Here is a 26983-nt window from a genome sequence, read left to right as displayed (position 1 = left end):
TATGGAGCGCATGGCCTTCCCCACCGCCCCCGACACCCACGCCCTGGAGCATGGCGAAACGCTCAGCCCCCGCTTCGACGCCGACGGCCTGATCGCGGCGGTGGCGACGCACGCGGACACCGGCGAGGTGCTGATGTTCGCCTGGATGAACGCCGAGGCGCTGGAGAAGACGCTGTCCACCGGCGAGGCGCACTACTGGAGCCGCTCGCGGGGCGAGCTCTGGCATAAGGGCGCGACCAGCGGCCAGGTGCAGGCGGTGATCGAGGCGCGCATCGACTGCGACCAGGATTGCGTGTGGCTGAAGGTGCGCCCCGGCGGCGACGGCGGCGCCTGCCACACCGGCGCGCGATCCTGCTTCTACCGGGTGATCGAGGACCGGAAGCTCAAGGAACGCCCATGAGCCTCGTCCAGGCGCTGATCGCCTTTTCCGTCGCCGCGGGCCTGCTGACCATCACGCCCGGGCTCGACACCGCCCTGGTGCTGCGCACCGCCGCGGTCGAGGGCGCGAAGCGCGCGGCGCTGGCGGCGCTGGGGATCGGCGCCGGCTGCCTAGTCTGGGGCGCGGCCGTGGCGCTGGGCCTGGCGGCCCTGCTGCAAGCCTCGGCGCTGGCGTTCACGGCGCTGAAGTGGGCCGGCGCGGCCTACCTCGTCTGGCTGGGGATCGGCCTGCTGCGCAAGCCCCGCGACCGCTTCGAGATGGGCGAGGCCGCCGCCTCGGGCGCCGGCGATCTGGGCTGGTTGCGGAAGGGGCTTCTCACCAACCTGCTGAACCCGAAGATCGGCGTCTTCTACATCTCCTTCCTGCCGCAGTTCCTGCCGGCCGGGGTCGCGCCGGGGCCCTTCATCTTCCTGCTGGCGGCGCTGCACGTGCTGATGAGCTTCGTCTGGTTCGCGGTGCTGATCGGCGCGACGCGGCCGATCAGCGGCCTGCTGCAGCGCGCCGCCGTGGTCCGCTGGCTGGACCGCATCACCGGCGGTGTGTTCCTGGGCTTCGGCGTGAAGCTGGCGCTCTCGCGGCGCTAGGCCGACCGGCCCTCCAGCGGCTTCAGCCCCGACATGCCGTCGCGGCTCTGGGTGACCCGATAGGCGGCCAGCACGCGGGTCGCGTATCCCTTGTCCTTGATCGAGCTGACCGCGATCAGCTCGCCGGTGGCGACGGTGGGCGTGAGCGTCAGCAGCATGAAGCCCTTGGCGGTTTGCTGGTTGAACAGGACCTCGCGGTTGTACTTGGCGAAGGCCTCGCCCAGCGGGACCTGCGGATAGGCCTCGCCCGGGCCCGGGCTGGTGACACCCGCCGTGCCGAACTCCACCGCCACGCGCTTGCCGCCGGTCTCGGCGGTCCACAGTTCGTTAGCCCAGAAGGCGTGGCTGTCGCCGCTCACCACGATCATGTTGGCCCTGGCCTTCTCGATCAGGGCGTAGAGCCGCTGGCGGTCGGCCGGATAGCCGTCCCACATGTCGGCCCCCCAGGGCAGGCCGAGGGCGGCGTTCTGCTCCAGCTTGCGCAGCCGCTCGAGCGCGGGCTTGGGCAGCTCGGCGCGCACGGCCTGATAGGCCTCGGGCGTCATGTAGCGGCGCACCGGCGGGGTGAAGAGCCGGGCCATCACCACCTGGTTGCCCAGCACCTGCCAGGGGACGCCCGACTTCACCGAGGCGGCCATCTCGCGGCCCAGCCAAGCCTCCTGGGCCGGGGCCATCATCTTGCGCGCCGGGTTGTCGAGCTTCTCGCGCCAGACCGCCACGTCGCGCGCCGTGGGCTGGGGCGGCAGCTCCTGCTCGGGATAGAGCTGGTGATCGCGCGCGGTCAGCCGGGTCTCCAGCATGAACAGGCTGGCCACGTCGCCGAAGTCGAAGCTGCGGTAGATGGCGAAGCCGCCGCCTTGCGGCTCACGGATCGGCATCCATTCGTAATAGGCCTTGATCGCCGCGGCCTTGCGCACGTTCCAGTCGCCCTCGGTGGCCGGCTGGTGGTTCTCGGCCCCGCCGATCCAGCTGTCGTTGGCGGTCTCGTGATCGTCCCAGACACAGATCCAGGGCGCGCGGGCGTGGGCCGCCTGCAGCTGGGGGTCGGTCTTGTACTGGGCGTGACGGCGACGATAGTCGGCCAGGCTTATGCATTCATGGCCCGGGTCGTGCGGCCGCTCGTTCGCCACCGGGGAATCCATGCCGTAGGAGCCCGGGCCGCCGTATTCGTAGATGTAGTCGCCCAGGTGGATCACCGCGTCGACGCGCGGCAGGCGCGCGATGGCGCCATAGGCGTTGAAGTAGCCGTTCGGATAGAGGGCGCAGGTGCAGGCCGCCAGCACCACGTCCTTCACCGCCCCGTCCGGCAGGGTCGCCGTGCGGCCGATCGGCGAGGCCACGCCCTCGCAATCGAACTGGAACTGATAGGCCCGCCCCGGCTCCAGATTGACCACGTCCACCTTGACGGTGAAGTCGCGGTCGGCGCCGGTCACCCCGGAGCCGCGCTTGCCGCCGCCCTTGCGGTCGACCGGATCCAGCCGCCAGTTATAGCGGATCGTGTCCGGCCCGCCGCGCGGGGTGATGCGGGTCCAGATGAGCACCCGGTCCTGCAGCGGATCGCCCGAGGCCACGCCGTGCTGGAACGATACCTTGTCACGCGCGTTGGCGGCTCGGGGGGAACTGGCGGCGCCCAGGCCAAGGAGGGCGAGCGCCTTGCGTCTATCCACTCGCATCGGTCGTCCCCGGCTCACGCCCGCCCTGCGCGTCTCAGAGTCGGCAGCATAGCACAGGAGCCTCCCACACCGTGCCCAGTGAAAGCCTTCATGTCCCGCGCGAAAAGCTGCGGCGCGAGACCCTCAACCTGCACTACGCGATCGCCTCCCTCATGGAGGAGCTCGAGGCGGTGGACTGGTACCGCCAGCGGGCCGACGACTGCGACGACCCGAGCCTGCGGGCCATCCTGCTGCACAATGCCGGCGAGGAGCTGGAGCACGCCGCCATGGTGCTGGAGTGGATCCGCCGCAACGACAAGCAGGCGGGCGCGCAGCTAAAGTCGTATCTGTTCTCCTCGGGGTCGATCACCGGCCGCGAGGAGGCCGTCAGCAAGGCGCATGGATACTGAAGGGTCGGGGCCGGACGCCGACAGTGACGAAGACGAGGCCGGCGAGGTCCGCTGGGCCACGGTGGACGCCGAGGCGGCCGGCGGGCGCGTCGACAAGGCGCTGGCCGCTGCCTTGCCACAGCTGTCGCGCGCGCGCCTGCAGGCGCTGATCGCCGAAGGCCGGGTCAGCCTGGACGGCGCGGCGGTGGCCGACGCCTCGGCCCGGGCCCAGGCCGGGGCCTATCGCGTGGACGTCCCGCCGCCCGTGGCCGCCGAGCCGGCGCCCGAAGCCATTCCGCTGACGGTGCTGTTCGAGGACGCGCACCTGATCGTGGTCGACAAGCCGGCCGGCATGGCCGTCCACCCCGCGCCCGGCAGCGAGACCGGCACCCTGGTCAACGCCCTTTTGGCCCATTGCGGCGCGAGCCTGTCCGGCGTGGGCGGGGTGGCGCGACCGGGGATCGTCCACCGGATCGACAAGGAGACCTCGGGGATCGTGGTGGCGGCGAAGACCGACGCGGCGCACCACGGACTGTCGACCCTGTTCGCGGCCCACGACATCGATCGGGTCTATGTGGCGCTGACCCGCGGCGCGCCGCGCCAGGCCCGGGGGAGCGTCGCAGCCGCCATCGGCCGCTCCAGCGCGGATCGCAAGAAGATGGCGATCGTGAAGTCCGGCGGCCGTCACGCGGTGACGCACTATGTGACGGAGCGCGCTTACGGTCCCGCCGAGCGGCCGTTGGCGGCGCGGCTGGCCTGCCGGCTGGAGACCGGGCGCACCCACCAGATCCGCGTCCACCTGGCCTCGATCGGCGCGCCCTGCCTGGGCGACCCGCTCTACGGCTCCGGCCCGCCGGCCGAGCGGGTGCGCGCGGCGATCGCCCAGGCCGGGCTGAGGCGCCAGGCCCTGCACGCCGCGGTGCTGGGCTTTCGCCATCCGGTAACCGGCGAGACACTGCGTTTCGAGAGTCCGCCACCGGCCGACATGGCGGCGCTTCAGGCGTTTCTCGAAGACCTCTGATATTTCAACCGCGCAGGACGCGCCGGAAGCGGGGCAATCGCCACGCAACAATGGCGCCCTCTTTTGGCCGGGCTCCAAGGCCACCTCTGCGGCCATGAGTTTCGGGGACCAGGGCGAGCCGCGCGCGGCTTCGCGAGCGGAAGAGCGACGTGTGATCCTGAGACCCCCGACCTCGCCCCTGCGCCTGATCCTGTGCGCCACGGCCGGCTTCGCGGCGCCGCTGATGGCCTGCGCGGGCGCCGCGGCGGCCGCGCCGGCGCCCGCGCCCAAGTCCGGCTCCACGGTCTCGGAGGTCACGGTCACCGCCCCGCCGAAGATCGAGCCCGGCGCGGTGGTCGGCGACATCAAGCCGGACCTGCAGCTGCAGCCGGAGGACGTGCAGGCCTACGGCGTCTCGACCATCACCGAACTGCTGAGCGAGCTGGCGCCGGAGATCGGCTCCAACTCCGGGCGCGGCGGCGAGGGCCCGGCGATCCTGGTCAACGGGCGCAGGATCAGCGGCATCAACGAGATCCGCAACCTGCCCACCGAGGCGATCCTGCGCGTCGATATCCTGCCCGAGGAGGCGGCGCTGAAGTACGGCTTCACCGCCAACCAGCGGGTGGTCAACATCGTGCTGAAGGACCACGTCGACGCGGTGCTCGCCGACCTGCAGGGCGGCATGGCCACCGAAGGCGGCGGCGCCAGCGGCCAGGCCGAGGCCGGGGTCACCCGGATCACCGGCGAGCGCCGGCTGAACCTCGACCTGAAATACACGCCGGTGGCGTCGCTCACCGAGGCGCAGCGGGGCATCCTGCCGTTGCCGGGCAGCCCCACCGTCGATCTGGCGGGAAACCCCGCCGACCCGCGCCCGTTCCGGACCCTGGTCCCGGAGAGCCAGAAGATCGCCCTCAACGGCGTCTACACCCGGCCGGTGTTCGCCGGGATTTCCGCCACCATAAACGGCACCTTCGAGGCCACTACCACCGAGGCGGAGCGCGGCCTGCCCGAGGTCGGCTTCCTCGCGCCGTCGCCCGCCGGGCCCCAGGCGGTCGACCGGCTGGCCACCGGCTTCGGGCCGCTGGACCAGGACTCCCAGGTCTGGACGGGGCATCTCGGCTTCAGCCTGAACCGCGACATCTCCCGCTGGCGGCTGGCGATGACCGGCAACTACGACCACGCCGACACCCGCAACGAAAACGACGTCGGCCTCGACGCCACCGCGCTGCAGGCCGCGGTCCTGGCCGGGGCGGTGAACCCGCTCGGCGCCCTGCCGGCCAACCTGCTGACGGCGCGCCCGCGGGACGACAGCCGCTCGAAGTCCGACACCTTCAACGCCCAGTTCATCGCCTCCGGGCCGATCTTCACCATCCCGGCCGGCGAGGTGCGCACCAGCGTCCGCCTGGGCGCCACGGGCTCCAGCTTCGACTCGCTCTCCACGCGCGGCGGCCTGGCCCAGCAGGCGACCTTCACCCAGGGCGGCGGCAACTTCCAGGGCAGCATCGACGTGCCGTTGACCAGCGCCAGGAACAAGGTTCTGCCGATGTTTGGCGACGTGACGGTCAACACCCACGTGGGCCTGCAGCAGGTCTCCGGCTTCGGGACCCTGCAGACCCTGGGCTACGGCCTGCATTGGACGCCGGTCCAGGGGCTGTCGATCCTGGTCAACCGCCTGCACGACCAGGCCGCGCCCAGCCAGCAGCAGACCAGCGCGCCGCTGCTGTTCACGCCCAACACCCGCATCTTCGACTTCGCCACCGGCCAGACGGTGGACGTGACCGAGGTCACCGGCGGCAACCCGGCCCTGGTGGCCGACGACCGCTACCGCAACTCGGTGCGTATCACCTGGCAGCCGTGGCAGGCCCGGCAGTTCATCGTTCGGGCCGACTACAACCAGATCCGCTACAAGAACCCGATCACCAGCTTCCCGGCGGCCACGGCCGCCATCGAGGCGGCCTTCCCCGACCGCTTCCTCCGCGACGCCGACGGCGACCTGACCGAGGTGGACTACCGGCCGGTGAACTTCACCAGCCAGCAGGTGAGTTCGCTCCGCTGGGGCTTCGACTGGTCGATGCCGATCGGCCCCAAGATCCAGGCCCAGCCGCCGCCGCGCAACGCGGTCTTCCAGCAGCTGCGCCGCGCCGGCATCGCCGGCCAGCTGGGCCGTCGCCCGAACGGCCCGCCGCCTGGCGCAGCGCCGGACGCCCCGGCCCCCGGCGGCCCGGCCGGACCGGGCGCTCCTGGCGCGCCGCCCGAAGGCGCGCAGCCGGCGGGCCCTGGCGGCCCGACGCCTGGCGCGGTCTTCGTTAGGCCCGCCGGCGGACCGGATGGTGCGGGCGGCGGGGGCTTCGGCGGTGGGCGCGGGCCCGGCGGCGGCGGCTTCGGCGGCGGTCGTGGCGGCGGCCGGGGCGGCGGCGGGAACCAGGACGGGCGGCTGCGCATCAGCCTGTTCCACACCGTCTATTTCGCCGACCAGTTCCTGGTGCGCCCGGGCGGGCCGCAGATCGACTTCCTGAACGGCGCGCCGCTCAACGGCGGCGCCGGCCAGGTGCGCAACGAGGTCCAGGCCCAGATCAACATCGCCGAGCGCGGTTATGGCGCGGAGCTGAACGCCGACTGGAAGCAAGGCTCAAGCGTGATCGGCGGGGCGGCGAACGGCGGCGACCTCAACTTCTCGGACCTATTCAAGGTGGGCGCGCGGGTGTTCGCCGACCTCAACCAGCGCAAGACCCTGGTCCAGGAACAGCCCTGGCTGAAGGGGGTGCGGATTTCGGTCTCGGTCTCCAACCTCTTCGACCAGCGCCAGAAGGTGACCGACCCCACCGGCGCGACCCCGTTCAACTTCCAGCCGGCCTACCTCGACCCCCTGGGCCGCACCTGGCGCATCGAGTTCCGCAAGCTGTTCACCTCAGGAACCTGACCGCTCGCAGCGTCTTGTCGCAGGACGCCGCGGGTCCGTGCAGGAATGCTGCAGACCTTGTGAGAAACCATCGCCTTGATGAGAACGTTCTGCAGGATTAGAAAGTCCTACTAGAGCAGTCGGATATTTTTGAGCCGTCTCCCAAACGCGGCCTTTCGCTCCTCGGTTTCGTTCCTATCTAGAAGCCAAAGGGGGGCGATGGACCCTGTGCGCCGAATGGCGCCGGTTCAGACGTCCGGGAAGGAAGGGGATAATACCAATGGCCGCTAGCGCCCTGGCTGTGATGTCGCCTGATGGCGGACTCAGCCGTTACCTGTCTGAAATCCGTAAGTTCCCGATGCTGGCGAAGGACGAGGAGTTCATGCTCGCCAAGCGCTGGCAGGAGCATGAAGACCCCGAAGCCGCCCATCGGCTGGTGACTAGCCACCTGCGCCTGGTGGCCAAGATCGCCATGGGCTACCGCGGCTACGGCCTGCCGATCGGTGAGGTGATCTCCGAAGGCAACGTCGGCCTGATGCAGGCGGTGAAGAAGTTCGATCCGGACAAGGGCTTCCGCCTGGCGACCTACGCCATGTGGTGGATCCGAGCCTCGATCCAGGAATACATCCTGCGTTCCTGGTCGCTCGTGAAGATGGGCACCACCGCGGCGCAGAAGAAGCTGTTCTTCAACCTGCGCAAGGCGAAGTCCGAGATCTCCGCCCTGCAGGAAGGCGACCTGCACCCCGACCAGGTCTCGACCATCGCCACCAAGCTGGGCGTGCTGGACGAGGAAGTGGTGTCGATGAACCGCCGGCTGTCCGGCGGCGACGCCTCGCTGAACGCGCCGATGCGCGCCGACGGCGAGAGCGAATGGCAGGACTGGCTGGCCGACGACGAGACGCCCTCACAGGAGAGCGTGGTCGCCGACGCCCAGGAGAAGACCATCCGCATGAGCCTGCTCGAAGAGGCGATGACGGAACTCACCGACCGCGAGCGCCACATCCTGACCGAGCGGCGGCTGAAGGACGAACCGACGACCCTGGAGGAGCTCGCCTCGCAATATGGCGTGAGCCGCGAGCGGGTCCGCCAGATCGAGGTCCGGGCCTTCGAGAAGCTGCAGAAGTCGATGAAGGCCGCCGCCGCCGAAAAGCATCTGGTCGACGCCTGACGACGGTCCGCAGACCGACGAGAGGGCCGCCGAAAGGCGGCCCTTTTCGTTTGGCCGCCGCCCCGGCGCCCGGGCGCATCCTATTACTATTACGGATGATTAAGTTGAGACGCCGGCCGTGCGCCCCAAACTGGCGGCGGGAGAACCGGGCTCCCCGGCTGCAGGGCTTGGCAATGCGTCATCGGCTCCAGCTCCCTGAGGCTATGGGCGCGGGCCTCGTGGCCGCCGCCGCCCTGGCCTGTCCGGCCGCAGCACGTCAGCCCCCGACCCTCGACTACACCCTGTCACCGGAGCTGAAGGACGGGGCGCTGATCGCCCTCGACGTCTCGCTGCGGCTGACCGCGGACTCCAGCGGCGTCACCCGGCTGGACCTGCCCGACCGGGAGGCCGGGACGTCCGATCTGTGGCGCTATCTGGACGACGTTCAGGTCGACGGCGCGCAGTCGGTTTCGACCCCCGCGCCCGCGGTCCGGATCGTCCGGTCGCGGCCGGCTGCGCCGCTGACCGTCCGCTATCGCGTGGTCTCGGCCTTCCCGCAGGACCCCGACGGGGTGAATTTCGACCCCTACAAGCCCGCCGTCCGCCCGCAGTGGTTCTGGGCCTATGGCGAAGCCCTGTTCGTCCGGCCCGACGACGATCGCCGCAAGGCGCGCTTCCGCTGGGCGGGGCCCAAGGGCTTCCCCTTCGCCTCCGACCTCGAGCACCCCGCCGGGCGGCCGATGAGCCTGGACCAGCTTCGCGAAAGCGTCGCCGTCGGCGGCCCGGAGCTGTCGATCTATCGGCGCGATGCGCAAGGGCCTCTGCGCATCGCCGTGATCGGCGCCTTTCCGTTTTCCGGCGGCGCCTTCGCCGACACCGCGACGCGGATCGTCCGCGCCGAGCGGGCCTTCTGGCGGGCGAAGGAGGGCCCGTTCCTCGTGGCCCTGGCGCCCCTCGCCACGACGCCCAACCACCAGTCCACCCAGGGCGAAGGCCGTGGCGACGCCTTTTCGATCATGACCACCGCCAACGTCCGCGAGAGCACGCTCAAGGTCACCCTGGCGCACGAGTACTTCCACACCTGGAACCCCGATCGGCTGGGTGGCATGCATCCGGGCGACGCGGAGCGGGCGGACTACTGGTTCTCCGAAGGCTTCACCGACTTCTTCGGCCGCCGGCTTCTGCTCCGCTCCGGTGAGTTCGACGCCAAGGCTTTCGCCGGCGACTGGAACGAGGCCCTGCTCGCCTATGCCGGCTCGCCGGCGCGCTCGGCGCCCGGCGCCCAGATCGTCGAGGGCTTCTGGAAGGACCGGTCCGTGGAAAAGCTGCCCTACCAGCGCGGCGCGATCCTGGCCGCCGTCTGGGACCAGCGGCTGCGCGAACGGTCGCATGGCCGCGTCGGCCTCGACTATGTGGTGCGCGCCATGCGCGAGCGCGCCCAACGCCTGGGCCCGCGCGCGCCCAAGGCGCCGCAGCTGTTCGTCGAGACCGCCCTGCGCTTCGGCCTGGACCCGCGCCCGGAGATCGCCGCGGTGATCGACCGGGGCGGCCCGGCCCTGCTGCCGGCGAACGCCTTCCCCGGCTTCGAGGTCCGCACCCTGACCGTGCCGGCGTTCGACATCGGCTTCGACTACGACGCCACCCGCGCGGCGCCCGACCAGGCGGTGAGGGGCGTGCGGCCGGACTCCGCCGCCTATGCCGCGGGCCTGCGCGACGGCATGACCTATTTGCGCCGCCAGGCCGGCAAGTTCGGCGACTCCCGCGAGACCTACACGATCCGGGTGCGTGACCAGGGCGCCGAACGGTCGATCAGTTTCAAGCCGGAGGGCAAAGCGACCCTGACCTTGCAGGAGCTTTCGCCCCGACCCGCCTCCGGTGCGAAGACCGACGGCTAAGCCGCGTCCGGACTTTATTGCACCGCGCGTGGCCGGATCGTGATGCGCCCGGCTCAATCCTGCGGTAGAGCGGACCATGCTCAGACGCACCGCCCTGGCCCTGATCCTGGCGACGGTTGCCGGCGCCGCCCACGCTCAGTACGGCGGCGGCGGCGGACGTGGAGGCGGCCGCGGCGGTGGCGGTCGTGGCGGCGGCGGCTCCGGCGGTGCGCCGTCCGCCGGTGGGCCCGCCCCGCCGCGCAAGCCTGAAACGCCGGTCAATCAGCTGCAGTTCACCGGGGTGGTGAAGGCCATCGACGTCGCCACCGGGCGGATCACCATCGCCTACGAGCCGGTCGAGGCGATCAACTGGCCGGCCGGAACCCAGCCCTTCCCGGTCGCCAAGACCGCCATGCTCTCGGCCGCCACCGTGGGCGAGAAGGTGCGCTTCAACCTCGACAGCGGCCACATCTCGGCGATCGCGCCCCTGAACCCGCCGCAGGCCCAACCGCAAGGCGCGCCGCCTTAGGCGACGGCGTCAGCCCGCCGCCTTCTTCTCCGCCTCGTCCTTCTTGTCCCCGTCCTTCTTCTCGTCCGCCTTGGCGTTCGGGTCGGGGATCACCGGCGCGCCGCCCAGGCCCTGGCGCAGGTCGCGATAGGAGAAGAGCGCGTTGTAGAGCATGCGGAACTCGCCGAAGTTCTGCCAGCGGTAGACCGGGTTGGTGGCGAACATCAGCACCTGGCCCTGGCCGACCGGCAGGTCGACGATGGCCGGGCGGTCCTTGATCTGGGCGGCCCCGTTCATCAGGCCGGACTGCACCGCCTTGTCGCCGCCCGGGAAGCTCATCAGCACGTCCTGCTGGTCGCGGATCGGCAGCGACAGCAACGATGTGGACGCCCAGCGCACCGTCGTCTCGGTTCCCGTGTAGCCGTAGAAGATCGGGTTGGCGGGCTTTTCGATCTTGGCGGCGACGATCGGGCCCGGCGCGTAGAAGCCGGCGGCGGCGCGGCTCACCTCCACGTCCGGGGCGATGCCGTACTCGCCGGGCAGGGCGCTGGAGTCGCCGAGCGTGATCAGGGTCCCGCCCTGCTCCACGAACTTGCGCAGTTCGCTGACGCCCTCCAGCCCCATGCCGCCGCGGATGTCGGGCGATGAGCCATAGGCGCCCTGGGTCGGGAACTCGGGCGTCTTGGTGTAGGGCAGCGGCTTGCCGGTGACGGGGATGTCGAACACCAGGTTCTTGGTCGACCGCCCCTGGCTGGGGACGACGATCACGTCGTACCTGGCGCGCAGGCCGCCCTTCCTCACCTCGTCCTTGAAGATCAGGTCGTAGGGCGTCTCGAACTGGTCGAAGGCGTAGCGCACCCAGCCGACGTTCTGGGTCGAGCCCCAGGTGGAATAGACCGCCACGTGCGGGTTGGCCGCCTCGTGGGTGGCGACACCGGGTTTCTCCTTCAGCGCCACCGCCTTCAGGCCCAGCGGGACCACCGCGGCCTTCAGCGCCTCATAGGCCTTGCCCTCGACGATGAACGAGCCGGCCGGCACGTCGGTCGGCCCCGCCTTGAAGGCCGCCTCGGCGATCCTGATCGGCTCGCCCTTCAGCCGATAGCGCAGGGTCGCCAGGCTGATCGCGCCGTGGTCGAGCACGGCGTAGAGCGGCGCGCCGGCCGCGTCGATCGAGCCGGTGACCACGTCCTTGTCCACCGGCGTCGCGGCCACATCCAGCGCCTTCAGGTCGGCGCTGGGCGTCACCTTCACATGGGCCATCATCCCCATGGTCCAGGCGCTGTCGTCGTAGGTCCGAAGCTTGCTGTCGGGGAACACCTGCTTCTCCAGCAGGATCTTCGCCAGGCGGCCATAGGGCTGGTCGCGCTTGACGATGAACGAGCCGGCCGGGAACTTGCCCTCCTTCAGCGTCACCTCGGCCGTCGTGCGGCCGACCTCGATCCCCTGCATCCGCAACAGGTTCACCACCAGGGCGGCCTTGGTCATGTCCGGCTGGTCGCCGGGGATCAGGAAGGCGTGGGGCGCGTCCTTCCGGCCCGCCTCGATCGAGTTGCGGCTCTTGCGGTAGAAGTTCTCGACGATGGTCTCGGGGTTCTGCGCCACCGCGGTGAGGCCGGTCAGCACGCCGGTCTCCATGTAGTTGGTGTTGTTGCGCATCGACCATTCGACGACCTTGTAGGGCGGGCTCGGCCGGAACCAGTCGCGCTTGGTCTGGTCGTTGTCGTCGCCGCCGCCCTGGCCCGGCCCGCGCACCGGGCTCACGTGGCGCAGCTCGGTCGTGGCGCCGCCGTTGCCGAAGGTCTCGTACATCTTGAACAGGCCGTTGTGGTTGGTGGACATGAAGCCCACGTAGCCGGGCGACCACTCGTCCACGTAGCCGTGGGTCCAGACGCCCGGCATGCCGTACTTGGTCAGCTGGCTCATCTCGAAGTTGGCGATCCAGGGCATCTCGCCGAACAGGATCGGGTCCAGCGTCGGGTTCTGCGGCGCCTGGCCGGAGAAGGTGTAGAGGAAGGGCACGGACTCGTGCAGGTCGTGCATCACCGGCGGATGCCACTGGAGATAAAAGTCCAATAGATTCCGTGCGCTGAACCCGGTGTAGTTGATGTCCCGGTTGTTGTCGTGGAAGATGTACTTGCCCCAGTAGGGCGCGCCGGGGACCGGGTTCAGGTCGTCGGTGTCGTCGATCTTGTTGCGCAGGTACCAGTCGGTGTAGCGGTCGCGGCCGTCGGGATCGGTGGCCGGATTGATGCCGACGATGACGTTGTTGCGGATGCGTTCGATCACCGGGCTGTCTTCCGTCACCAGCCGATAGGCCAGCTCCATCAGCATCTCCGGCGGGCCGGTCTCGGCCGAGTGCAGCCCACCCATCAGCACGTACATCGGCTTGGTCTTGCCGATGATCTGTTTGGCGTCGGCCTCGGAGAGCCCGCGCGGGTCGGCCAGCTTGGCCAGGTTGGCGCGGTTGGCCTCGACGGTCCTGATGTTGTCTTCGGCGGAGATCAGCACCACGACGGTGGGCCGGCCTTCCTCGGTCTTGCCGGTCTCGACGATCTTCACCCGCGGGGACTTGGCGGCCAGCGCCCGGTAGTACTTCAACAGGTCGGCGTAGTGGTCCAGCACCTTGGGCGCGCCGATGTCGTGGCCCAGCACGTCGCGCGGGCTGGGGACGCCGCCGGGCGTCGAGGCCGGCAGGTGGTCGACGAGCGGGCTCGAGAACTCCGGCTTGGTGGTCCAGGCCTTCTGGTGCGCGGCGAAGGTGGGGTCCATCTGTTGCTGGGCGAGGGCCGGCGAGCCCACGGCGACGGCCAGTGCGACGGCGCGCGCGAAGAGCTTGGAACGCAGCATACGGAATCCCCGACCCGACTGAGCCCGCAGGGATAGACCGGGATTGGGCAGGCGCGAAAGCTTCCTTCTCCCCTTGCGGGAGAAGGTGGCCTGCGAAGCAGGTCGGTTGAGGGGTTTCGGTGACCTGTCGGCGACGCGTCGATGATGAAGCAAGCGGTGCGCCCCTCATCCGTCGGCTGTCGCCGACGCCTTCTCCCGCGAGGGGAGAAGGGAGCGCCTCAGCTTAGGCCGCGAAGGCCTCGGCGTCCTTGGGCATGTAGGCGAGCAGGGTCGCGGCCTTGGCCTCGAGTTCGGCGCCGTCGTAGGGCGCGCCCTTCTTCTCGATCGCATCGAGGTGCTGGCCGAAGTCGATGGCCGCGGTGGTGAGCTTCAGGTCGGCGACGCTCATGCCGCATTTGCGCAGCTCGCCCACCTGGGCCTGCATGGCGCGCATGGCCTGCATCGGATCGGCGTTCACGGCCGCGATGGCGGAGCGCAGGATCTTCAGCGCCTGGGCCAGGCGTTCGCTGTCGGGCGTGGCGCGGCTGTCGGAGCGGCGCTTCAGCGCGCCCTGGTAGTCGCCGGAATTGAACCGCCGGCGGTCCGGGCCGACATAGTTCACCGCCTCGACCCAGTCGCGCTGGCGCAGCGTCACCGCCTCCAGGCGGCGCAGCAGGTCCTTCAGCGTGAAGGGCTTGCGCAGGAACTCGTGCACGCCGGCGTCGCGGGCGCCCAGGATGCCGGCGGCCGTGGCCTGACCGGTGACCATGATCACCGGGACGTAGCGGGCGGCGATGTGGCTGCGGCGCAGCTGGCGGGTGAAGGCGATGCCGTCCAGCGGCGCCGGGCCCATCTCCACGAAGATCACGTGCGGATCGTAGCTGCCGGCCAGGCGCAGCGCCTTCTCGTTGGTCTCGGCCACCCAGATCTGCGAGCGCGCGATGTCGCGCATCAGGTCGCCGACCAGCTTGGCGCCGGCGGGGTGCGCATCGACGATCATCACCCGTTGAAGCAGCGGGCACATCCGCTGGATGATCTTGGCGTCGGCGTTGAACAAGGGGGCGCTCCGGGCAGAGACCGAAGGTATCGCTCCTGCATGTAAACAACGCCTTGACGTGAAGCCCTTTTCAACCAGTGGTTTAGTCAGTGCGCGATCAATCCTGGAACGGGTCGCGCATCAGGATGGTGTCCTCGCGTTGCGGGCTGGTGGAGAGCAGCGCCACCGGCGCGCCGATCAGCTCCTCGACACGCCTCACGTACTTCACCGCATTGGCCGGCAGGTCGCGCCAGGAGCGCGCGCCATGGGTGGTCTGGCTCCAGCCGTCCATCTCCTCGTAGACCGGGCTCAGCGCCGCCTGGGCCTTCAGCCCGGCGGGCAGGTAGTCGATCTCCTGGCCGTCGGCGGTGCGGTAGCCGGTGCAGATCTTCAGGGTCGGCAGGCCGTCCAGCACGTCGAGCTTGGTCAGCGCGACGCCGCTGATGCCGTTCAGCGCCACCGACTGGCGCACCAGGGCCGCATCGAACCAGCCGCAGCGGCGCGAACGGCCGGTCACCGTGCCCACCTCGCGGCCCACCTCGCCCAGGTGCTTGCCGACCTCATCGGTGAGTTCGGTCGGGAACGGGCCTTCGCCCACGCGGGTGGTGTAGGCCTTGACGATGCCCAGCACATAGCCCGGCCCCTTGGGCCCCAGGCCGGAGCCCGCCGCCGCCTGACCGGCCACGGTGTTGGACGAGGTGACGAACGGATAGGTGCCGTGGTCGACGTCCAGGAGCGCGCCTTGCGCGCCCTCGAACAGCACGCGGCGACCGCGCTTCACCTGCTCGTCCAGCAGCCGCCAGGCGGGCTTGGCGAAAGGCAGGATCTTCGGGGCGAGCGTCTCCAGTTCGGCCAGCAGGGCGGCCGGATCGACCTCCGGCAAGCCGAGGCCCCGGCGCAGCGGGACATGGTGCGAGAGCAGCCGGTCGATCTTGGCTTCCAAGGCCTCGCGGTCGGCCAGGTCGGCGACGCGGATGGCGCGGCGGCCCACCTTGTCCTCATAGGCCGGGCCGATGCCGCGCCCGGTGGTGCCGATCTTCTGGGTCGCGGCGGCCTCGCGCGCCTGGTCGAGGTCGCGGTGCAGCGGCAGGATCAGGCAGGCGTTGTCGGCCAGCACCAGCAGGTCCGGCCCGATCTCCACGCCCTGGCCGCGCAGCTTCTCGATCTCGCCCAGCAGATGCCAGGGATCGACGACCACGCCGTTGCCGATGACCGACAGCTTGCCCTGCACCACGCCCGACGGCAGCAGCGACAGCTTGTAGACCTGGTTGCCGACCACCAGCGTATGGCCCGCGTTGTGGCCGCCCTGGAAGCGCACCACCACGTCGGCGCGGTTGGAAAGCCAGTCGACGAGCTTGCCCTTGCCCTCGTCGCCCCACTGGGCGCCGATCACGGTCACATTGGCCATCGGGTACGATCCCTCTCCCTGCCGGAGGAAACCAGCCGCCCTTCGACAGGGGCTCGGCGACTGGCTTGGATCATGCTGCAAGGCTCAGGCGCACCGGAGCCGGCGGTCGTTTAGACCAAGCCGCTCATCGCCTCAACCCCTCGCGCAAAGGCGAGCGGCGCGCTATCTGCTGGGCCATGGACATCCCGCGCTTCCACCTCGCCTTTCCCGTCCGCGACCTTGCCGAGGCGCGCGCCTTCTACGGCGACCTCCTGGGCTGCCCGGAGGGCCGTTCCAGCGACGAATGGGTGGACTTCGATTTCCATGGCCACCAGATCGTGGCGCACCTCGCGCCTTCGGAGATCGGCCACAAGGCGACCAACGCCGTCGACGGCCACGAGGTGCCGGTCCGCCATTTCGGCGCGATCCTGCAGCCTGCTCAGTGGGACGCGCTGGCGGCCAGGCTGACCGCGGCCGGCACAAGCTTCGTCATCGAGCCGCACACCCGCTTCAAAGGCGAGGCCGGCGAGCAATCGACCATGTTCTTCCTCGACCCCAGCGGCAATGCGCTGGAGTTCAAGGCCTTTGCCGATGACGCCATGGTGTTTGCGAAATGAACGCGATCCCCGTTCCCTCCGTCACCTTCAAGGATGTCCAGGCCGCCGCCGCGCGCATCAAGGGCCTGGCCGTCGAGACCCCGCTGGTGGAAAGCCCGGCGCTGAACGAGCGGGTCGGCGGCCGGGTGCTGCTGAAGCTGGAGACCCAGCAGCGGGTGGGCGCCTTCAAGTTCCGCGGCGCCTACAACCGGCTGGTGCAGCTCGAAGGCGCGCAGAAACAGGCCGGCGTCGTGGCCTTCTCCTCCGGCAACCACGCCCAGGGCGTGGCGCTCGCGGCGAAGCTGCTGGGCCTGCCGGCGCTGATCGTCATGCCCTCCGACGCGCCGGCCCTGAAGGTCGCCAACACCAGGGGTTATGGGGCGGAGGTTCGGCTCTACGACCGCCTGACCGAGAGCCGCGAGGCCATCGCCGCCGAGATCGCCCAGCAACGCGGCGCGACCGTTGTGCCCGCCTACAACGACCCGCACATCGTGGCCGGCCAGGGCACGGTGGGCCTGGAGCTGCTGGCCCAGGCCAGGGCGGCGGGCGCGGACCTCGACCAGATCGTCTCGCCGGTGGGGGGCGGCGGCCTGCTCTCCGGCATCTCGCTGGTCAGCAAGGAACTGTCGCCGCGCACGGCGCTGTGGGGCGCCGAGCCCAGCCTCTACAACGACCTCGCCCAGTCGCTGGAAAAGGGCGAGCGCGTGAGCGTGAAACCCACGGTGCGCACCCTCTGCGACGCGCTGGAGAGCCCGTCGACCGGCGACATCACCTTCCCGATCCTCAAGCGCAACCTGGCCGGCGCCGTGGGCCTCACCGACCCCGAGGTGGCCGAGACCCTGCGCTACGCCTTCGCGACCCTGAAGCTGGTCATGGAGCCCGGTGGCTCGGTGGCGCTGGCCGCCCTGCTCACCAGCAAGGTCGCCGCCAAGGGCAAGACCACGGGCGTGGTGGTGAGCGGCGGCAACGTCGACCCCGAGCTCTTCGCCCGGATTCTCAAGGGCGAAGTCTAGGCCCCTAGTCGTCCAGCGGGACCGCCTCGCCCACGCTGTGCGCCGGCCGCTTCGGCGGCCCGCCGCCGGTGATCTGCTGGTAGATGCTGGCCCAGGGCGCGCCCAGGATCGCGTGGGTCACCGCCCCGACCAGGCCGATCAGGATCGCGGTCACCACGATGATCGGCGCGTTGCGGGCGAGGAAGGCGGGGTCCCTGGCGATATGATCGTAGACGCCGTTCACGTCGAACCCCAGGGCGAGCGGGATGGCCAACACGATCTGACCCATCATCAGCATCACCAGGATGGCCAGCGCCACGCCGAACAGGGTCAGCGCATGACCGCGCGTCAGGGGCCAGGAATCGACGAAGACGAACCGCTTCTCGGCGAAGGCGATCACCGTCGAGAGCGAGAACCGCGTCGCGAGCCAGACGAGCGCCACGACGGTGAGGATCACCGCCAGCAAGCTCGTGATCGGCGGTGCGTTGGCCGCGACCAGCGAGAGCACCGCGGTGAGCACGGCGAACCCCAGTCCCAGAACGATCACCAGGCCGAACGTGGTCAACGCCAGCCACATCTCCCGCGTCGAGAGCCGCAGGTAGCAGAACCTGTCGTCGTCGGGCGTGAGCACCGCGCGGAACACCGCCCCATAGATCACCGCCGTGGTCACGAACGCCGAAAGCCAGATCAGCGGCAGCCAGGCCGCGATGGGTGTCAGGGCGTCGAGGAAGGCCTGGGGATCGCCGGAGCCCGGATGCAGGCTCTGGGCGAGGAACACCGGTTCGAGCCGGGACGAGATCACCGTCGACGGGGCGAAGCCGAACAGCAGGTAGACCAGTCCCCAGGCCGGCAGCGCCAGCGGCTTTCGCCGGATCACCTGGAATGGGGCGCTGAGCGCGGTCTCCACCGAAAAGACCGCCATTCCCTAAGTCCCCTCCGAGTCTCGCCCAAGCGGCCACGATAGGCCCCGTTCCAGAAACTCGGCTAGGCCCTTAAGTTGCTGCCATGAGCGACCCGCACGCCGTCTCGCCCCCCTTCGTTTCTCCAGGCGACTACAAGGACCTGGTCCTGTTCCTGGTCACCGCCGGGATCGTCGTGCCGCTGTTCAAGCGCCTGAAGGTCTCGCCGATCCTGGGCTTCCTGGGGGCCGGCGTGGTGCTGGGGCCAAGCGGCCTGGGCGCGCTGGCCGGCCAGGTCCATTGGCTGGACGCCTTCACCGTCGCGCGGCCGCAGGAGGTGGCCCAGCTCGCCGAGTTCGGCGTGGTCTTCCTGCTCTTCACCATCGGGCTGGAGCTGTCGTGGGAGCGGCTCCGGGCCATGCGCCGGATGGTCTTCGGCCTGGGCGCTGGCCAGGTGCTGGTCGGCGCGGCGCTGCTGATGGCGGGCGGGATGGCCGTGCTGGGCCTGAGCCCGCTGGTGGCCGCGGTGCTGGGCCTGGCGCTGGCGCTGTCGTCCACGGCCGTGGCCCTGCCGGCGCTCGCGGAGCGCAAGCGGCTGGCCTCGCCGGCCGGCCGCGCCGTCTTCTCGGTGCTGCTGTTCCAGGACCTGGCGGTCGCGCCCCTGCTGGTGGTGCTGAGCGTGCTGGGCAGCGGGGCGAACGGGCTGGGGCCCGAGGTGCTGGAGGCGCTGGCGCCGCGCGCCATCGGCCTGATCGTCCTGGCGCTGGCGGGCCGTCTCCTGCTGCGGCCGATGATGCGCTCGGTGGCCCGGGCGAAGAGCGAGGAGCTGTTCGTCGCCGCCTGCCTGCTCGTGGTGATCGGCGCGGGCCTGATCGCCGCGGCCACCGGGCTTTCCATGGGCCTGGGCGCCTTCGTGGCCGGCCTGCTGCTGGCCGAGACCGAATACCGGCACGAGGTCGAGGTGACCGTCGAGCCGTTCAAGGGCCTGCTGCTTGGGCTGTTCTTCCTGTCCATGGGCATCGGGCTCGACCTGTCGCTGCTGGTCCGCGAGCCCCTGCTGGTGCTGGGCATCGCCGCGGCCCTGGTGGCGCTGAAGACCGTATCGGTCGCCGGCCTCTCGCGGCTGTTCGGGCTGAAGGCGCGCGGCGCCCTGGAGGCCGGCCTGGCGCTGGCGGCCGGCGGCGAGTTCGCCTTCATCGTCGTCAACCAGGCGATCGGCGCGGGCCTGTTGCCGCAGGGGACCGGCCAGGCGTCGCTGACCGCGGTGACGCTGTCGATGTTCGCCATCCCCGCGCTGACCGCGCTGGGCGCGCGCCTCGGCCGCGGCGGCGAGACCCTGCCCGCCGAGCGTCCACCCGGGCTGGAGGCGGATGCAGGTGACGCGGACAAGGGCGAACCCGCGGTGTTGATCGTCGGCTACGGCCGGGTCGGCCGGCTGGTGGCCGACATGTTGAGCCGCCACGAGATCGGCTGGACCGCCATCGAGCGCGACACCCGGCTGGTGGAGACGGCGCGGCGCGAGGGCAAGACGCTCTACTTCGGCGACGCCGCGCGGCCGGAGCTGCTGCGCCGCTGCGGCCTCGACCGCGCGCCGGCCCTGGTGGTGACCATGGACAGCCCCGACGGCGCCGAGGCGGTGGTGGCCGCGGCCCGCGACCTGCGGCCCGACCTGATGGTGGTCGCCCGCGCCCGCGACGCCCGCCACGCCGCACGCCTCTATGAGCTCGGCGTCACCGACGCGGTGCCGGAGACCATCGAGGCCAGCCTGCAGCTATCCGAAAGCCTGCTGGTCGACCTGGGCGTGCCCATGGGCCTGGTCATCGCCTCGATCCACGAGAAGCGTGACGAGTACCGGGCGGCGCTGAACCGCCCCCTGGCGCTGGGCGCACGGGGGCGACGCGCGCGGGACGCAAGACCCCCGAGGGCCTAGAGCCGGTCCTCCGGCGCCAGTTGCGGCACGGCGTGGCGCGGGGTGATCATCCTGGCGAGCCGGGGTTTCAGCCACTGCTCGAAGTCGTCCACGAAGCGATAGACCACCGGCACCAGAACCAGCGACAGCATGGTCGAGGTGATCAGGCCGCCGATCACCGCCACGGCCATGGGCTGGCGGAACTCCGAGCCCTTCTCCAGGGCGAAGGCAGTGGGCAGCATGCCGGCGGCCATGGCCACCGTGGTCATGATGATCGGCCGCGCCCGCTCGCGGCAGGCCTCGATGATCGCGTCATGCTGGGTCATGCCCTCGCGCTCGCGCTCGATGGCGTATTCGACCAGCAGGATCGAGTTCTTCGCCGCCAGGCCCAGGAGCATCAGGAAGCCGATCAGCGAGGGGATCGACAGCGACAGGTGGAAGGCGAGCAGGCCCAGGAAGGCGCCGCCCACCGCCAGCGGCAGGGCGGAGAGGATCACCGCCGGCTTGAAGAAGCTGCGGAACAGCAGCACCAGCACGCCGTAGATCATCGAGACGCCGGCGAAGATCGCCAGCAGGAAGCCGCCGAACAGCTGGGCCATGGCCTCCTGGTTGCCGATGGCGGCCGGCCGCACGCCGGGCGGCAGGTGTTTCATGATCGGCAGGTTGTTCACCGCCTTCTGCGCCTGGCCCATCTCCACGCCGTTGAGTTCGGCCAGCACCGTGAGCTGGCGTTCGCGGTTCAGGCGATTGATGCGCGCAGGGCCGGCCTGGAAGCTGATGTCGGCGATGCTGTCCAGCGTGGTGGTCGAGCCGTTGGCCGTGGGCACCCGCAGGTTGGCGATGCGCTGGATGTCGGCGCGGGCGTCGAGCGGCAGACGCACCCGGATCGGGATCCGCCGCTCGCCCTCGTTGTACTTGGCGACATTGGCGTCGATGTCCCCCACCGAGGCCACGCGCACGATGGTGGCGATGGTGTCGGAGGAAATCCCCAGGCGGGCGGCCTCCTCGGTCTTCGGCTTGATGACGATCTGCGGCGCCTCTGGCGGCTTGGACGGGTGCGGGTCGGCCAGTTCCGGCAGGCCGCGCATCTCCCGTTCCAGCTCAAGCGCGGCGCGGTTCAGGTTGTCCGGATTGTCGCCGGTGAGGATCTGCTGGAAGCCGGCCACGCCCTGGAAGTCGAGGAAGGTCAGGCGCGCGTCGGGGATCGCCCTCAGCTGGTCGCGCAGCTGGGCGCGGATCTGGTCGCCGCTAGGTCGGGAGCCGGTCTTCAGAAGGATGGTGGCGGTGCCGCTCCTCAGGTCGCCGCCGCCGCCACCACCCGAGCCGGGCGCGAAGGCGGTGACGTTGGAGCCGATCTGCACGAAGACGCCGCGCACATAGGGCTGCGGCCCGAACAGGGCGTTGATCCGCTGGGCGGTGTCCTGCATGTCCGCCACCGAGGAGCCGGGCGGCCCCTGGATGTCCACATAGAGCAGGTCCGGGTCGCCGGCCGGCTGGAAGCCCTGCGGCAACAGGGGGAACAGGGTCAGCGAGGCGATGAACAGGACGAAGCCCATGATCGCGGCGATGATCCGGTGGGCCAGCGCCCATTCCAGCACGTTGCGGTAGAAGCCCTCGAACGGCTTGCGCTCATGCGGCGTGGCGGTGGGCTTGAGCAGGTAGGCCGCCATCAGCGGCGTCACCAGGCGGGCCACGGCCAGGGAGAACAGCACGGCCACCGAGACGGTGAGGCCGAACTCCTTGAAGAACTGGCCGGGGATGCCCGGCATGAAGCTGACGGGAGTGAACACCACCACGATGGCCATGGTGGTCGCCACCACCGCCAGGCCGATGGCGTCGGCGCCTTCCAACGCCGCCTGGAAGGGCCGCAGGCCGCGCGCGACCCGCTTCTCGATGTTCTCGATCTCGACGATGGCGTCGTCGACCAGGATTCCAACCACCAGGGTCAGCGCCAGCAGGGTCACCACGTTCAGCGAGAAGCCGGCCAGCTTCATGACGAAGAAGGTCGGGATCAGCGAGATCGGCATGGCGACCGCGGTGATCATCGTCGCGCGCCAGTCGCGCAGGAACATCAGCACCACCAGCGCCGCCAGGAACATGCCCTCGGTGAGCACGTGCTGGGTCGCCTTGAAGCTCTCGCGGGTGTCGTCCACCGAGGAGAATATCTTGGTGATCTTCACGCCGGGATGCTTCTTCTCGATCTGGGCGACCGCCTTGACCACCTCGTCCTCGGTGACCACGTCGGAGGCTTCCTTGGTCTTGGAGACCTGGAAGCCCACCACCGGCCGGCCGTTCAGCTGGGCGAAGCCGCGCACCTCCGAGGCGCCGTCGCCCACGTCGGCCACGTCGGAAAGGCGCACGAAACGCCCGCCGCCGGTGGGGATGGTGAGGTCGCGGATCTGGCTCACACTGGCGGCGTTGGAATAGACCCGCAGCGTCTGCTCGCGCCCGCCGACGTTCACCCGCCCGCCGGGGCTGTCGGTGACGAAGCCGCGCAGCGCATTGTTCACCGCCATGGCGGTCAGGCCCCGGGCGGCCAGGCGGTCGGGGTTCACCACCACATTGATCTCGCGGCTGACCCCGCCGACGCGGCTGATCTGCGCCACCCCCTTGGCGGTCTGCAGGGTGCGCGAGATCTCGTCATCGATGAACCAGGAGAGCGCATCGTCGCTCATGCCCGGCGCGGCGACCGCATAGGTCATGATCGGCGCGGTGTCGTCGATTTCGATCCGCTGGACGATCGGCTCGTCGATGTCGCGCGGCAGGATGGCCCGGGCCGAGGCGATCTTGGTGCGGATCTCGTCGGTCTTCTTCTGCAGGTCCTCGCCGATCTCGAACTGCATCGAGGTGGTGGACACCCCGTCGGTGACGCTGGACTGCAGGGTCTTGATGCCGCTGACGCTGGCGACCGCGTCTTCCACGGGCCGGGTGATCTGGGTCTCCATCTCGCCCGGATCGGCGCCGTTCTGGGTGACGGTCACCGCGATCACCGGCAGCTCGATGTTCGGGTACTGCTTGATGGGCAGGCCCGTGTAGGTGATCAGCCCGGCCATGATCAGGCCGATGAACAGCACCGCCACCGGGATCGGGTTGCGGATCGCCCAGGCGGAGATCGCGAAGTGGCGGGTCTCGAGCTTCTCGCTCATCGCTGGGCGACCTTGGGACGCGCGGGGTTGGCCGAGGCCACGGTGGGCGCGAGGTTGCCGGCCTGATCGGCGGGCTTGACCAGGTCGCCGTCCAGCAGGAAGGCCGCGGCGTTCTCGACGACGCGCGAACCGGCCGGCGGGCCCTTGACGAGCTGGACGTAGCCGCCGCCGCGCTGGCCGGTGACCACCGCGGCGTGGTGCACGCGGTTATCGGAGCCCACGACCATCACGCTGGCGCCGTCGGCGTCGTAGCGCACGGCCGTCTCCGGCACGGCCAGCACGTCGCCGCTGACCTCGTCGAACACCGCGCGGCCGAAACCGCCGGCGCGGATGTCGCGGTTCACCGGCAGCTGGACGCGGACGATGCCGAGCTTGGTGGTGTTATCGATCTGCGGGCTGACCAGGCGCACCGTCCCCTGCACCGTCAGGCCGGACGGCAGGGTCACCTGGGCGTGCTGGCCGGGGCGGATCTTGGACAGGTCGGGTTCGGAAAGCTGGGCGGCGAGCTCGATCTCGTTGTCGCGCGCCAGCCGGAACCAGGGTGTTCCGCTGAGGGCGGAAAGGTCGCCCGGCCGCACGGTGCGCTCGAGCACCACGCCGGAGACCGGCGCGGTGACCTGCAGCTTGGAAAGCCGGGTGCGCAGGTCCTTCAGCGCCGCGGCCTGGGCGGCGGCGCCGGCCTGGGCCGCGCGGGCCTGGAAGCGGCGCTGGTCGATGGCTTCCTGCGAGAGCACGCCGGCGTTGTCGAGGTCCTTCACCCGGTTCGCCTGGTCGGCGGCCTGGGCGGCATTGGCCTGGGACTGGGCGGCGTTGGCCTCGGCCTGGGCGAGCTGGGCCTGGATCAGCGCCGGATCCAGCTCCACCAGGGTCTGACCCTTCTTCACCGTGTCGCCCACATCGACCAGCACCTTGGACACGCGATAGCCGCCCACTTCCGGCAGCACGGCGGCCTCCTCGCGCGGAACCAGGTCGCCCGAGGCGGCGAGCGCGCCGGAGATCGGGTGCGCGCCGAGGCTCACCACCCGCACGGCGCGGGCGTTCTGTTCGGCGGTGGTCTTGGGCTTGGGCTTGCTGCAGCCGGCCAGGGCCCCGGTAAGGGCCAGCGCCGCCAGCAGCGGGATGAGGGGGAGGATGCGCTTCATGCGGGTCTCGTTCAGCGGGCCTGCTTGTCGGTGGTGAAGCGCTCGGCGGGCCAGCCGCCGCCGAGCGCCTTGTAGACCTGGATGGTGCGCCGCGCGGCCTGGACCTGAGCGGCGGTGAGCTGGGCGCGGGTGGCCCGCCACGACTGCTCGGCGCTGAGCGTCGTCTGCAGGTCGTTGAGGCCCCGGTCATAGCCCAACTTGATGGCCTTGTAGCCGCGCGAGGCGCGGGCCTCGCCGTCGGTCAGCAGCGCCACGCGCTTGCGGTCGGCGTCGAGGTTGACGAGCGCGGACTCGGAATCGGCGAAGGCGGTCTGGACGGCCTTCTCGTAGGCGATCACCGCCTGTTCGGTCCGCGCGTCCTGCGCCTTCAGCTCGGTGAGCAGGCGCGGGATCGAGAAGATCGGCTGGGTGATCGAGAAGCCGTTGATCACCGACTGGGCGGTGACCGAAAAGCCGGGTTGCGACTGCTTCTGCCAGGCCAGGCCCGGCGTCCAGTCGGCGGTCGGCAGGAAGGCCAGGATGTCGGTCTGCTTGCGACCCGAGGCGGCGGCCACCTTGGCCGAGGCCTCGCGCACGTCGGGGCGGCGTTTCAGGAGGTCGCTGGGCAGGCTGTCGGGCACCGGCGGCAGGGCGCCCACGCTGGCGTCGACGGTGACGTGGCTGGTGGGCTCGACAATGCGGCCGGCGAGGATCAGCAGGGTGCGGCGCTCCACCTGCAGCTGCGCCTCCAGCCCCTCGGCCTGGGCCTTGGCCTGGGCCAGGTCACCGGCCACGCGGTCTGCGTCGGAGGTCGCCGCCAGGCCCAGCTGGGCGCGCTTGGTCGCCGTATCGTAGAGCTCCTGCTCGATGCGCTGGCTCTCGCGGGCGTCGGCAAGCTGGATGGCCAGGCCGCGGGCCTGGAAGTAGCTGTCGGCCACATTGGCCGCCAGGCTGGCGCGCGCGCCCTCGTAGTCGAAGCGGGCGGCGGCCAGGTCGCCGTTCACCGCCTTGCGGGTCGCCAGGAAGCGGCCGAACACATCCACCTCCCAGGAGACGTTCAGCCCCGCCTGCGAAGCGTCGGAGACGCCGCTGGAGGAGAAGCCCGGGAAGTTGAACACCGTGCCGGCCAGCTGGTGGGTGTCGGTGCGCTTGGAGCCGCCCGACGCATCGCCCTGCGGCAGGTAGTGGGTGAGCGACTCCAGGCGGTTGGCGCGGGCCTCGGTGAGGCGCGCGGCCGCGCTGCGGGCGTCCGGGTTGCGGGCCAGGGTCTGGTCGACGAGCTGGGTGAGCTGCGGATCGTTGAACGACAGCCACCAGCGGTCCAGGTCGATCGACCCGGGCGGGACGCGGTCCGGGCCGCCCTTCGCACCCTCGAAGGCGGCGGGCATGGCGGTGTCGGCCGGGCGCACGTGGGCGCAGGCGCCCAGGGCGAGGCAGGCAAGGAGTACGGCGGGTGCGGTGGAACGCATGCGGGCGCGAGGGGACCGGATCACAACGGGGAGGACGGGGCGGCTGTCCCTAGTCGCCGCGCCGCCCCCGAACGGATGCAAGTTCGGATGCAGGCCCGGCCTTGGGTGCGGCGCCCCGCGACGGAGGTCTAGCGACATGAACACACAAGCCCAGTGATGACGGCGCCGCAGGCTTCGCCCCGCAGCCCGTCGCATGCGCACATTCCCGGACGGCATCCCACACGGGCGCCTCTACGCCGGGCGCCTCGCCGGCGCTTCTCTGATATAAACTCCGTATGTTGTAAAGTATTTTCCGCCGTGTAGTTTGGCCGCATGTCCGCGCAGCCTCCCGACCGTGGCGATTCCGACGCCCCTGGGCCGGAGAGCCGTGCGCGCAGCCTGGCGCGGCTGTGGGGCGCGCCGGATCCCGACGCCGCGCCGCGCCGCGGGCCAAAGCCGCGGCACTCCGTCGAGGCGGTGGTGCAGGCGGCCATCGCGCTCGCCGACGCCGAAGGGCTCGACGCCCTGTCCATGCGCCGGGTGGCCGAAATGCTGCGGCTGTCCCCCATGTCGCTCTATACCTACGTCCCCTCGAAGGCCGAGCTGCTCGATCTGATGCTCGACCATGTGGTGGGCGAGATCGCCGAACCCAAGGCCGGCGATGGCGATTGGCGCGCCCAGGTGACGCAGCTGGCGCGCCAGCGCTGGCTGATCGCCCAGCGCCACCCCTGGCTGCTGCAGGCCGGCATGCGCCGCCCGCCGCTCGGCCCCAATGTGCTGGCCAAGGCCGAGGCGGCCCTGCGCGCGGTCGACGGCATCGGCCTCAGCGAGAGCGAGATGGACCAGGTCACCGCCCTGGTCGCCAACTATGTGCGCGGCGCGGTGCGCGGCGCCCTGGACGCCGCCGAGGCCGAACGCGAGAGCGGCATGACCGACGAGGAATGGTGGTCGCAGCAAGGCCCCCTGCTGGCCGGCCTGATCGACCCCTCGCGCTATCCCACCACCGTGCGCATCGGCGAGGCCTACAAGGCCGGCCAGATCCCGAGAGGCGACCGCGAGAGCAACTTCGAGTTCGGCCTGCAGCGCGTGCTGGACGGCGTCGAGGCCTACATCTCGGGGCGACGCTAGCCG

General features: G+C 70.5%; 20 protein-coding genes. 12 read left to right on the top strand and 8 right to left on the bottom strand.

The genetic code is table 11. The features are described from left to right. Position 1 precedes the first annotated feature (1 nt). Positions 2-400: a phosphoribosyl-AMP cyclohydrolase gene (gene hisI / locus VGL85_RS15865; RefSeq protein WP_414695279.1), complete on the top strand. Its 399-nt coding sequence runs from the start codon at positions 2-4 to the stop codon at positions 398-400. Further along, positions 397-1023, top strand: a complete 627-nt coding sequence (locus VGL85_RS15860; RefSeq protein WP_331589932.1) for a LysE family translocator — start codon at positions 397-399, stop codon at positions 1021-1023. The genes hisI and VGL85_RS15860 overlap by 4 nt, the downstream gene beginning before the upstream one ends. Here the strand turns inward: VGL85_RS15860 and VGL85_RS15855 are convergent. Next, a complete protein-coding gene (locus tag VGL85_RS15855) occupies positions 1020-2696 on the bottom strand; it encodes an alkaline phosphatase D family protein (protein WP_331589931.1) in 1677 nt (558 codons plus the stop codon). The genes VGL85_RS15860 and VGL85_RS15855 overlap by 4 nt on opposite strands. A 71-nt stretch (positions 2697-2767) precedes the next feature. On the opposite strand from VGL85_RS15855, the gene VGL85_RS15850 reads away from it, so the two are divergent. The 6 genes from VGL85_RS15850 (at position 2768) to VGL85_RS15825 (ending at position 10513) form a co-directional block, all read left to right on the top strand. After that, entirely contained in the window at positions 2768-3085 is a 318-nt protein-coding gene (locus VGL85_RS15850) for a ferritin (protein ID WP_331589930.1), read from the top strand. After that, the gene (locus VGL85_RS15845; RefSeq protein ID WP_331589929.1) at positions 3075-4085 is read left to right on the top strand and encodes an RluA family pseudouridine synthase; all 1011 of its coding nucleotides are present in this window, start codon (positions 3075-3077) and stop codon (positions 4083-4085) included. The genes VGL85_RS15850 and VGL85_RS15845 overlap by 11 nt, the downstream gene beginning before the upstream one ends. A 151-nt stretch (positions 4086-4236) precedes the next feature. Next, positions 4237-6984: a hypothetical protein gene (locus VGL85_RS15840; RefSeq protein WP_331589928.1), complete on the top strand. Its 2748-nt coding sequence runs from the start codon at positions 4237-4239 to the stop codon at positions 6982-6984. A 259-nt stretch (positions 6985-7243) separates the two neighbouring features. After that, on the top strand, positions 7244-8131 hold the full coding sequence (gene rpoH, locus VGL85_RS15835; protein ID WP_414695277.1) for an RNA polymerase sigma factor RpoH: 888 nt from the start codon (positions 7244-7246) through the stop codon (positions 8129-8131). Between the two features lie 203 nt (positions 8132-8334). After that, complete coding sequence (locus VGL85_RS15830) at positions 8335-10005, top strand: M61 family peptidase (RefSeq protein WP_331589927.1); 1671 nt, start codon at positions 8335-8337, stop codon at positions 10003-10005. 76 nt (positions 10006-10081) lie between these two features. Then, complete coding sequence (locus VGL85_RS15825) at positions 10082-10513, top strand: copper-binding protein (protein WP_331589926.1); 432 nt, start codon at positions 10082-10084, stop codon at positions 10511-10513. A gap of 9 nt (positions 10514-10522) precedes the next feature. On the opposite strand, the gene VGL85_RS15820 is transcribed toward VGL85_RS15825, so the two are convergent. The 3 genes from VGL85_RS15820 to VGL85_RS15810 all read right to left on the bottom strand — a co-directional run bounded on the left by VGL85_RS15820 (position 10523) and on the right by VGL85_RS15810 (position 15762). Further along, the gene (locus tag VGL85_RS15820; protein ID WP_331589925.1) at positions 10523-13339 is read right to left on the bottom strand and encodes a M14 family zinc carboxypeptidase; all 2817 of its coding nucleotides are present in this window, start codon (positions 13337-13339) and stop codon (positions 10523-10525) included. A gap of 223 nt (positions 13340-13562) precedes the next feature. Continuing rightward, positions 13563-14375, bottom strand: coding sequence for a response regulator (locus VGL85_RS15815; RefSeq protein WP_331589924.1), 813 nt, complete (start codon positions 14373-14375; stop codon positions 13563-13565). Positions 14376-14472: 97 nt separating this feature from the next. Continuing rightward, positions 14473-15762, bottom strand: a complete 1290-nt coding sequence (locus VGL85_RS15810; protein ID WP_331589923.1) for an adenylosuccinate synthase — start codon at positions 15760-15762, stop codon at positions 14473-14475. Positions 15763-15938: 176 nt separating this feature from the next. Between VGL85_RS15810 and VGL85_RS15805 the strand changes: the two genes are divergently transcribed. Both VGL85_RS15805 and VGL85_RS15800 read left to right on the top strand, forming a co-directional pair. Further along, positions 15939-16358, top strand: a complete 420-nt coding sequence (locus VGL85_RS15805) for a VOC family protein (RefSeq protein ID WP_331589922.1) — start codon at positions 15939-15941, stop codon at positions 16356-16358. Next, on the top strand, positions 16355-17350 hold the full coding sequence (locus VGL85_RS15800; protein ID WP_331589921.1) for a threonine/serine dehydratase: 996 nt from the start codon (positions 16355-16357) through the stop codon (positions 17348-17350). The genes VGL85_RS15805 and VGL85_RS15800 overlap by 4 nt, the downstream gene beginning before the upstream one ends. A gap of 4 nt (positions 17351-17354) precedes the next feature. Here VGL85_RS15800 and VGL85_RS15795 read toward each other — a convergent pair whose 3' ends face one another. Next, the gene (locus VGL85_RS15795; protein WP_331589920.1) at positions 17355-18251 is read right to left on the bottom strand and encodes a hypothetical protein; all 897 of its coding nucleotides are present in this window, start codon (positions 18249-18251) and stop codon (positions 17355-17357) included. An 83-nt stretch (positions 18252-18334) separates the two neighbouring features. Here VGL85_RS15795 and VGL85_RS15790 point away from each other — a divergent pair, with 83 nt between their 5' ends. Next, positions 18335-20158: a cation:proton antiporter gene (locus VGL85_RS15790; RefSeq protein WP_331589919.1), complete on the top strand. Its 1824-nt coding sequence runs from the start codon at positions 18335-18337 to the stop codon at positions 20156-20158. On the opposite strand, the gene VGL85_RS15785 is transcribed toward VGL85_RS15790, so the two are convergent. The 3 genes from VGL85_RS15785 to VGL85_RS15775 are packed head-to-tail and all read right to left on the bottom strand — an operon-like array spanning position 20155 to position 25873. Beyond that, positions 20155-23283: an efflux RND transporter permease subunit gene (locus tag VGL85_RS15785; RefSeq protein ID WP_331589918.1), complete on the bottom strand. Its 3129-nt coding sequence runs from the start codon at positions 23281-23283 to the stop codon at positions 20155-20157. The two genes, VGL85_RS15790 and VGL85_RS15785, sit on opposite strands and share 4 nt — an antisense overlap. Then, a complete protein-coding gene (locus VGL85_RS15780; protein ID WP_331589917.1) occupies positions 23280-24425 on the bottom strand; it encodes an efflux RND transporter periplasmic adaptor subunit in 1146 nt (381 codons plus the stop codon). Before VGL85_RS15780 ends, VGL85_RS15785 begins: the two co-directional genes overlap by 4 nt. Positions 24426-24436: 11 nt before the next feature. Then, a complete protein-coding gene (locus VGL85_RS15775) occupies positions 24437-25873 on the bottom strand; it encodes a TolC family protein (protein ID WP_331589916.1) in 1437 nt (478 codons plus the stop codon). Positions 25874-26185: 312 nt separating this feature from the next. Here VGL85_RS15775 and VGL85_RS15770 point away from each other — a divergent pair, with 312 nt between their 5' ends. Continuing rightward, entirely contained in the window at positions 26186-26980 is a 795-nt protein-coding gene (locus tag VGL85_RS15770; protein ID WP_331589915.1) for a TetR/AcrR family transcriptional regulator, read from the top strand. Positions 26981-26983: the final 3 nt, after the last annotated feature.

This window comes from Phenylobacterium sp. (assembly GCF_036501465.1).
In the GTDB taxonomy this organism is placed as follows: Bacteria; Pseudomonadota; Alphaproteobacteria; order Caulobacterales; family Caulobacteraceae; genus Phenylobacterium.
This window is presented reverse-complemented; position numbering and strand designations above follow the sequence as displayed.

Coding starts and splice junctions, on each gene's coding strand:
- hisI (WP_414695279.1), top strand. CDS start 2: ATGGAGCGCATGGCCTTCCCCACCGCCCCCGACACCCACGCCCTGGAG.
- VGL85_RS15860 (WP_331589932.1), top strand. CDS start 397: ATGAGCCTCGTCCAGGCGCTGATCGCCTTTTCCGTCGCCGCGGGCCTG.
- VGL85_RS15855 (WP_331589931.1), bottom strand. CDS start 2,696: ATGCGAGTGGATAGACGCAAGGCGCTCGCCCTCCTTGGCCTGGGCGCC.
- VGL85_RS15845 (WP_331589929.1), top strand. CDS start 3,075: ATGGATACTGAAGGGTCGGGGCCGGACGCCGACAGTGACGAAGACGAG.
- rpoH (WP_414695277.1), top strand. CDS start 7,244: ATGGCCGCTAGCGCCCTGGCTGTGATGTCGCCTGATGGCGGACTCAGC.
- VGL85_RS15830 (WP_331589927.1), top strand. CDS start 8,335: ATGGGCGCGGGCCTCGTGGCCGCCGCCGCCCTGGCCTGTCCGGCCGCA.
- VGL85_RS15825 (WP_331589926.1), top strand. CDS start 10,082: ATGCTCAGACGCACCGCCCTGGCCCTGATCCTGGCGACGGTTGCCGGC.
- VGL85_RS15820 (WP_331589925.1), bottom strand. CDS start 13,339: ATGCTGCGTTCCAAGCTCTTCGCGCGCGCCGTCGCACTGGCCGTCGCC.
- VGL85_RS15810 (WP_331589923.1), bottom strand. CDS start 15,762: ATGGCCAATGTGACCGTGATCGGCGCCCAGTGGGGCGACGAGGGCAAG.
- VGL85_RS15805 (WP_331589922.1), top strand. CDS start 15,939: ATGGACATCCCGCGCTTCCACCTCGCCTTTCCCGTCCGCGACCTTGCC.
- VGL85_RS15800 (WP_331589921.1), top strand. CDS start 16,355: ATGAACGCGATCCCCGTTCCCTCCGTCACCTTCAAGGATGTCCAGGCC.
- VGL85_RS15795 (WP_331589920.1), bottom strand. CDS start 18,251: ATGGCGGTCTTTTCGGTGGAGACCGCGCTCAGCGCCCCATTCCAGGTG.
- VGL85_RS15790 (WP_331589919.1), top strand. CDS start 18,335: ATGAGCGACCCGCACGCCGTCTCGCCCCCCTTCGTTTCTCCAGGCGAC.
- VGL85_RS15785 (WP_331589918.1), bottom strand. CDS start 23,283: ATGAGCGAGAAGCTCGAGACCCGCCACTTCGCGATCTCCGCCTGGGCG.
- VGL85_RS15780 (WP_331589917.1), bottom strand. CDS start 24,425: ATGAAGCGCATCCTCCCCCTCATCCCGCTGCTGGCGGCGCTGGCCCTT.
- VGL85_RS15775 (WP_331589916.1), bottom strand. CDS start 25,873: ATGCGTTCCACCGCACCCGCCGTACTCCTTGCCTGCCTCGCCCTGGGC.
- VGL85_RS15770 (WP_331589915.1), top strand. CDS start 26,186: ATGTCCGCGCAGCCTCCCGACCGTGGCGATTCCGACGCCCCTGGGCCG.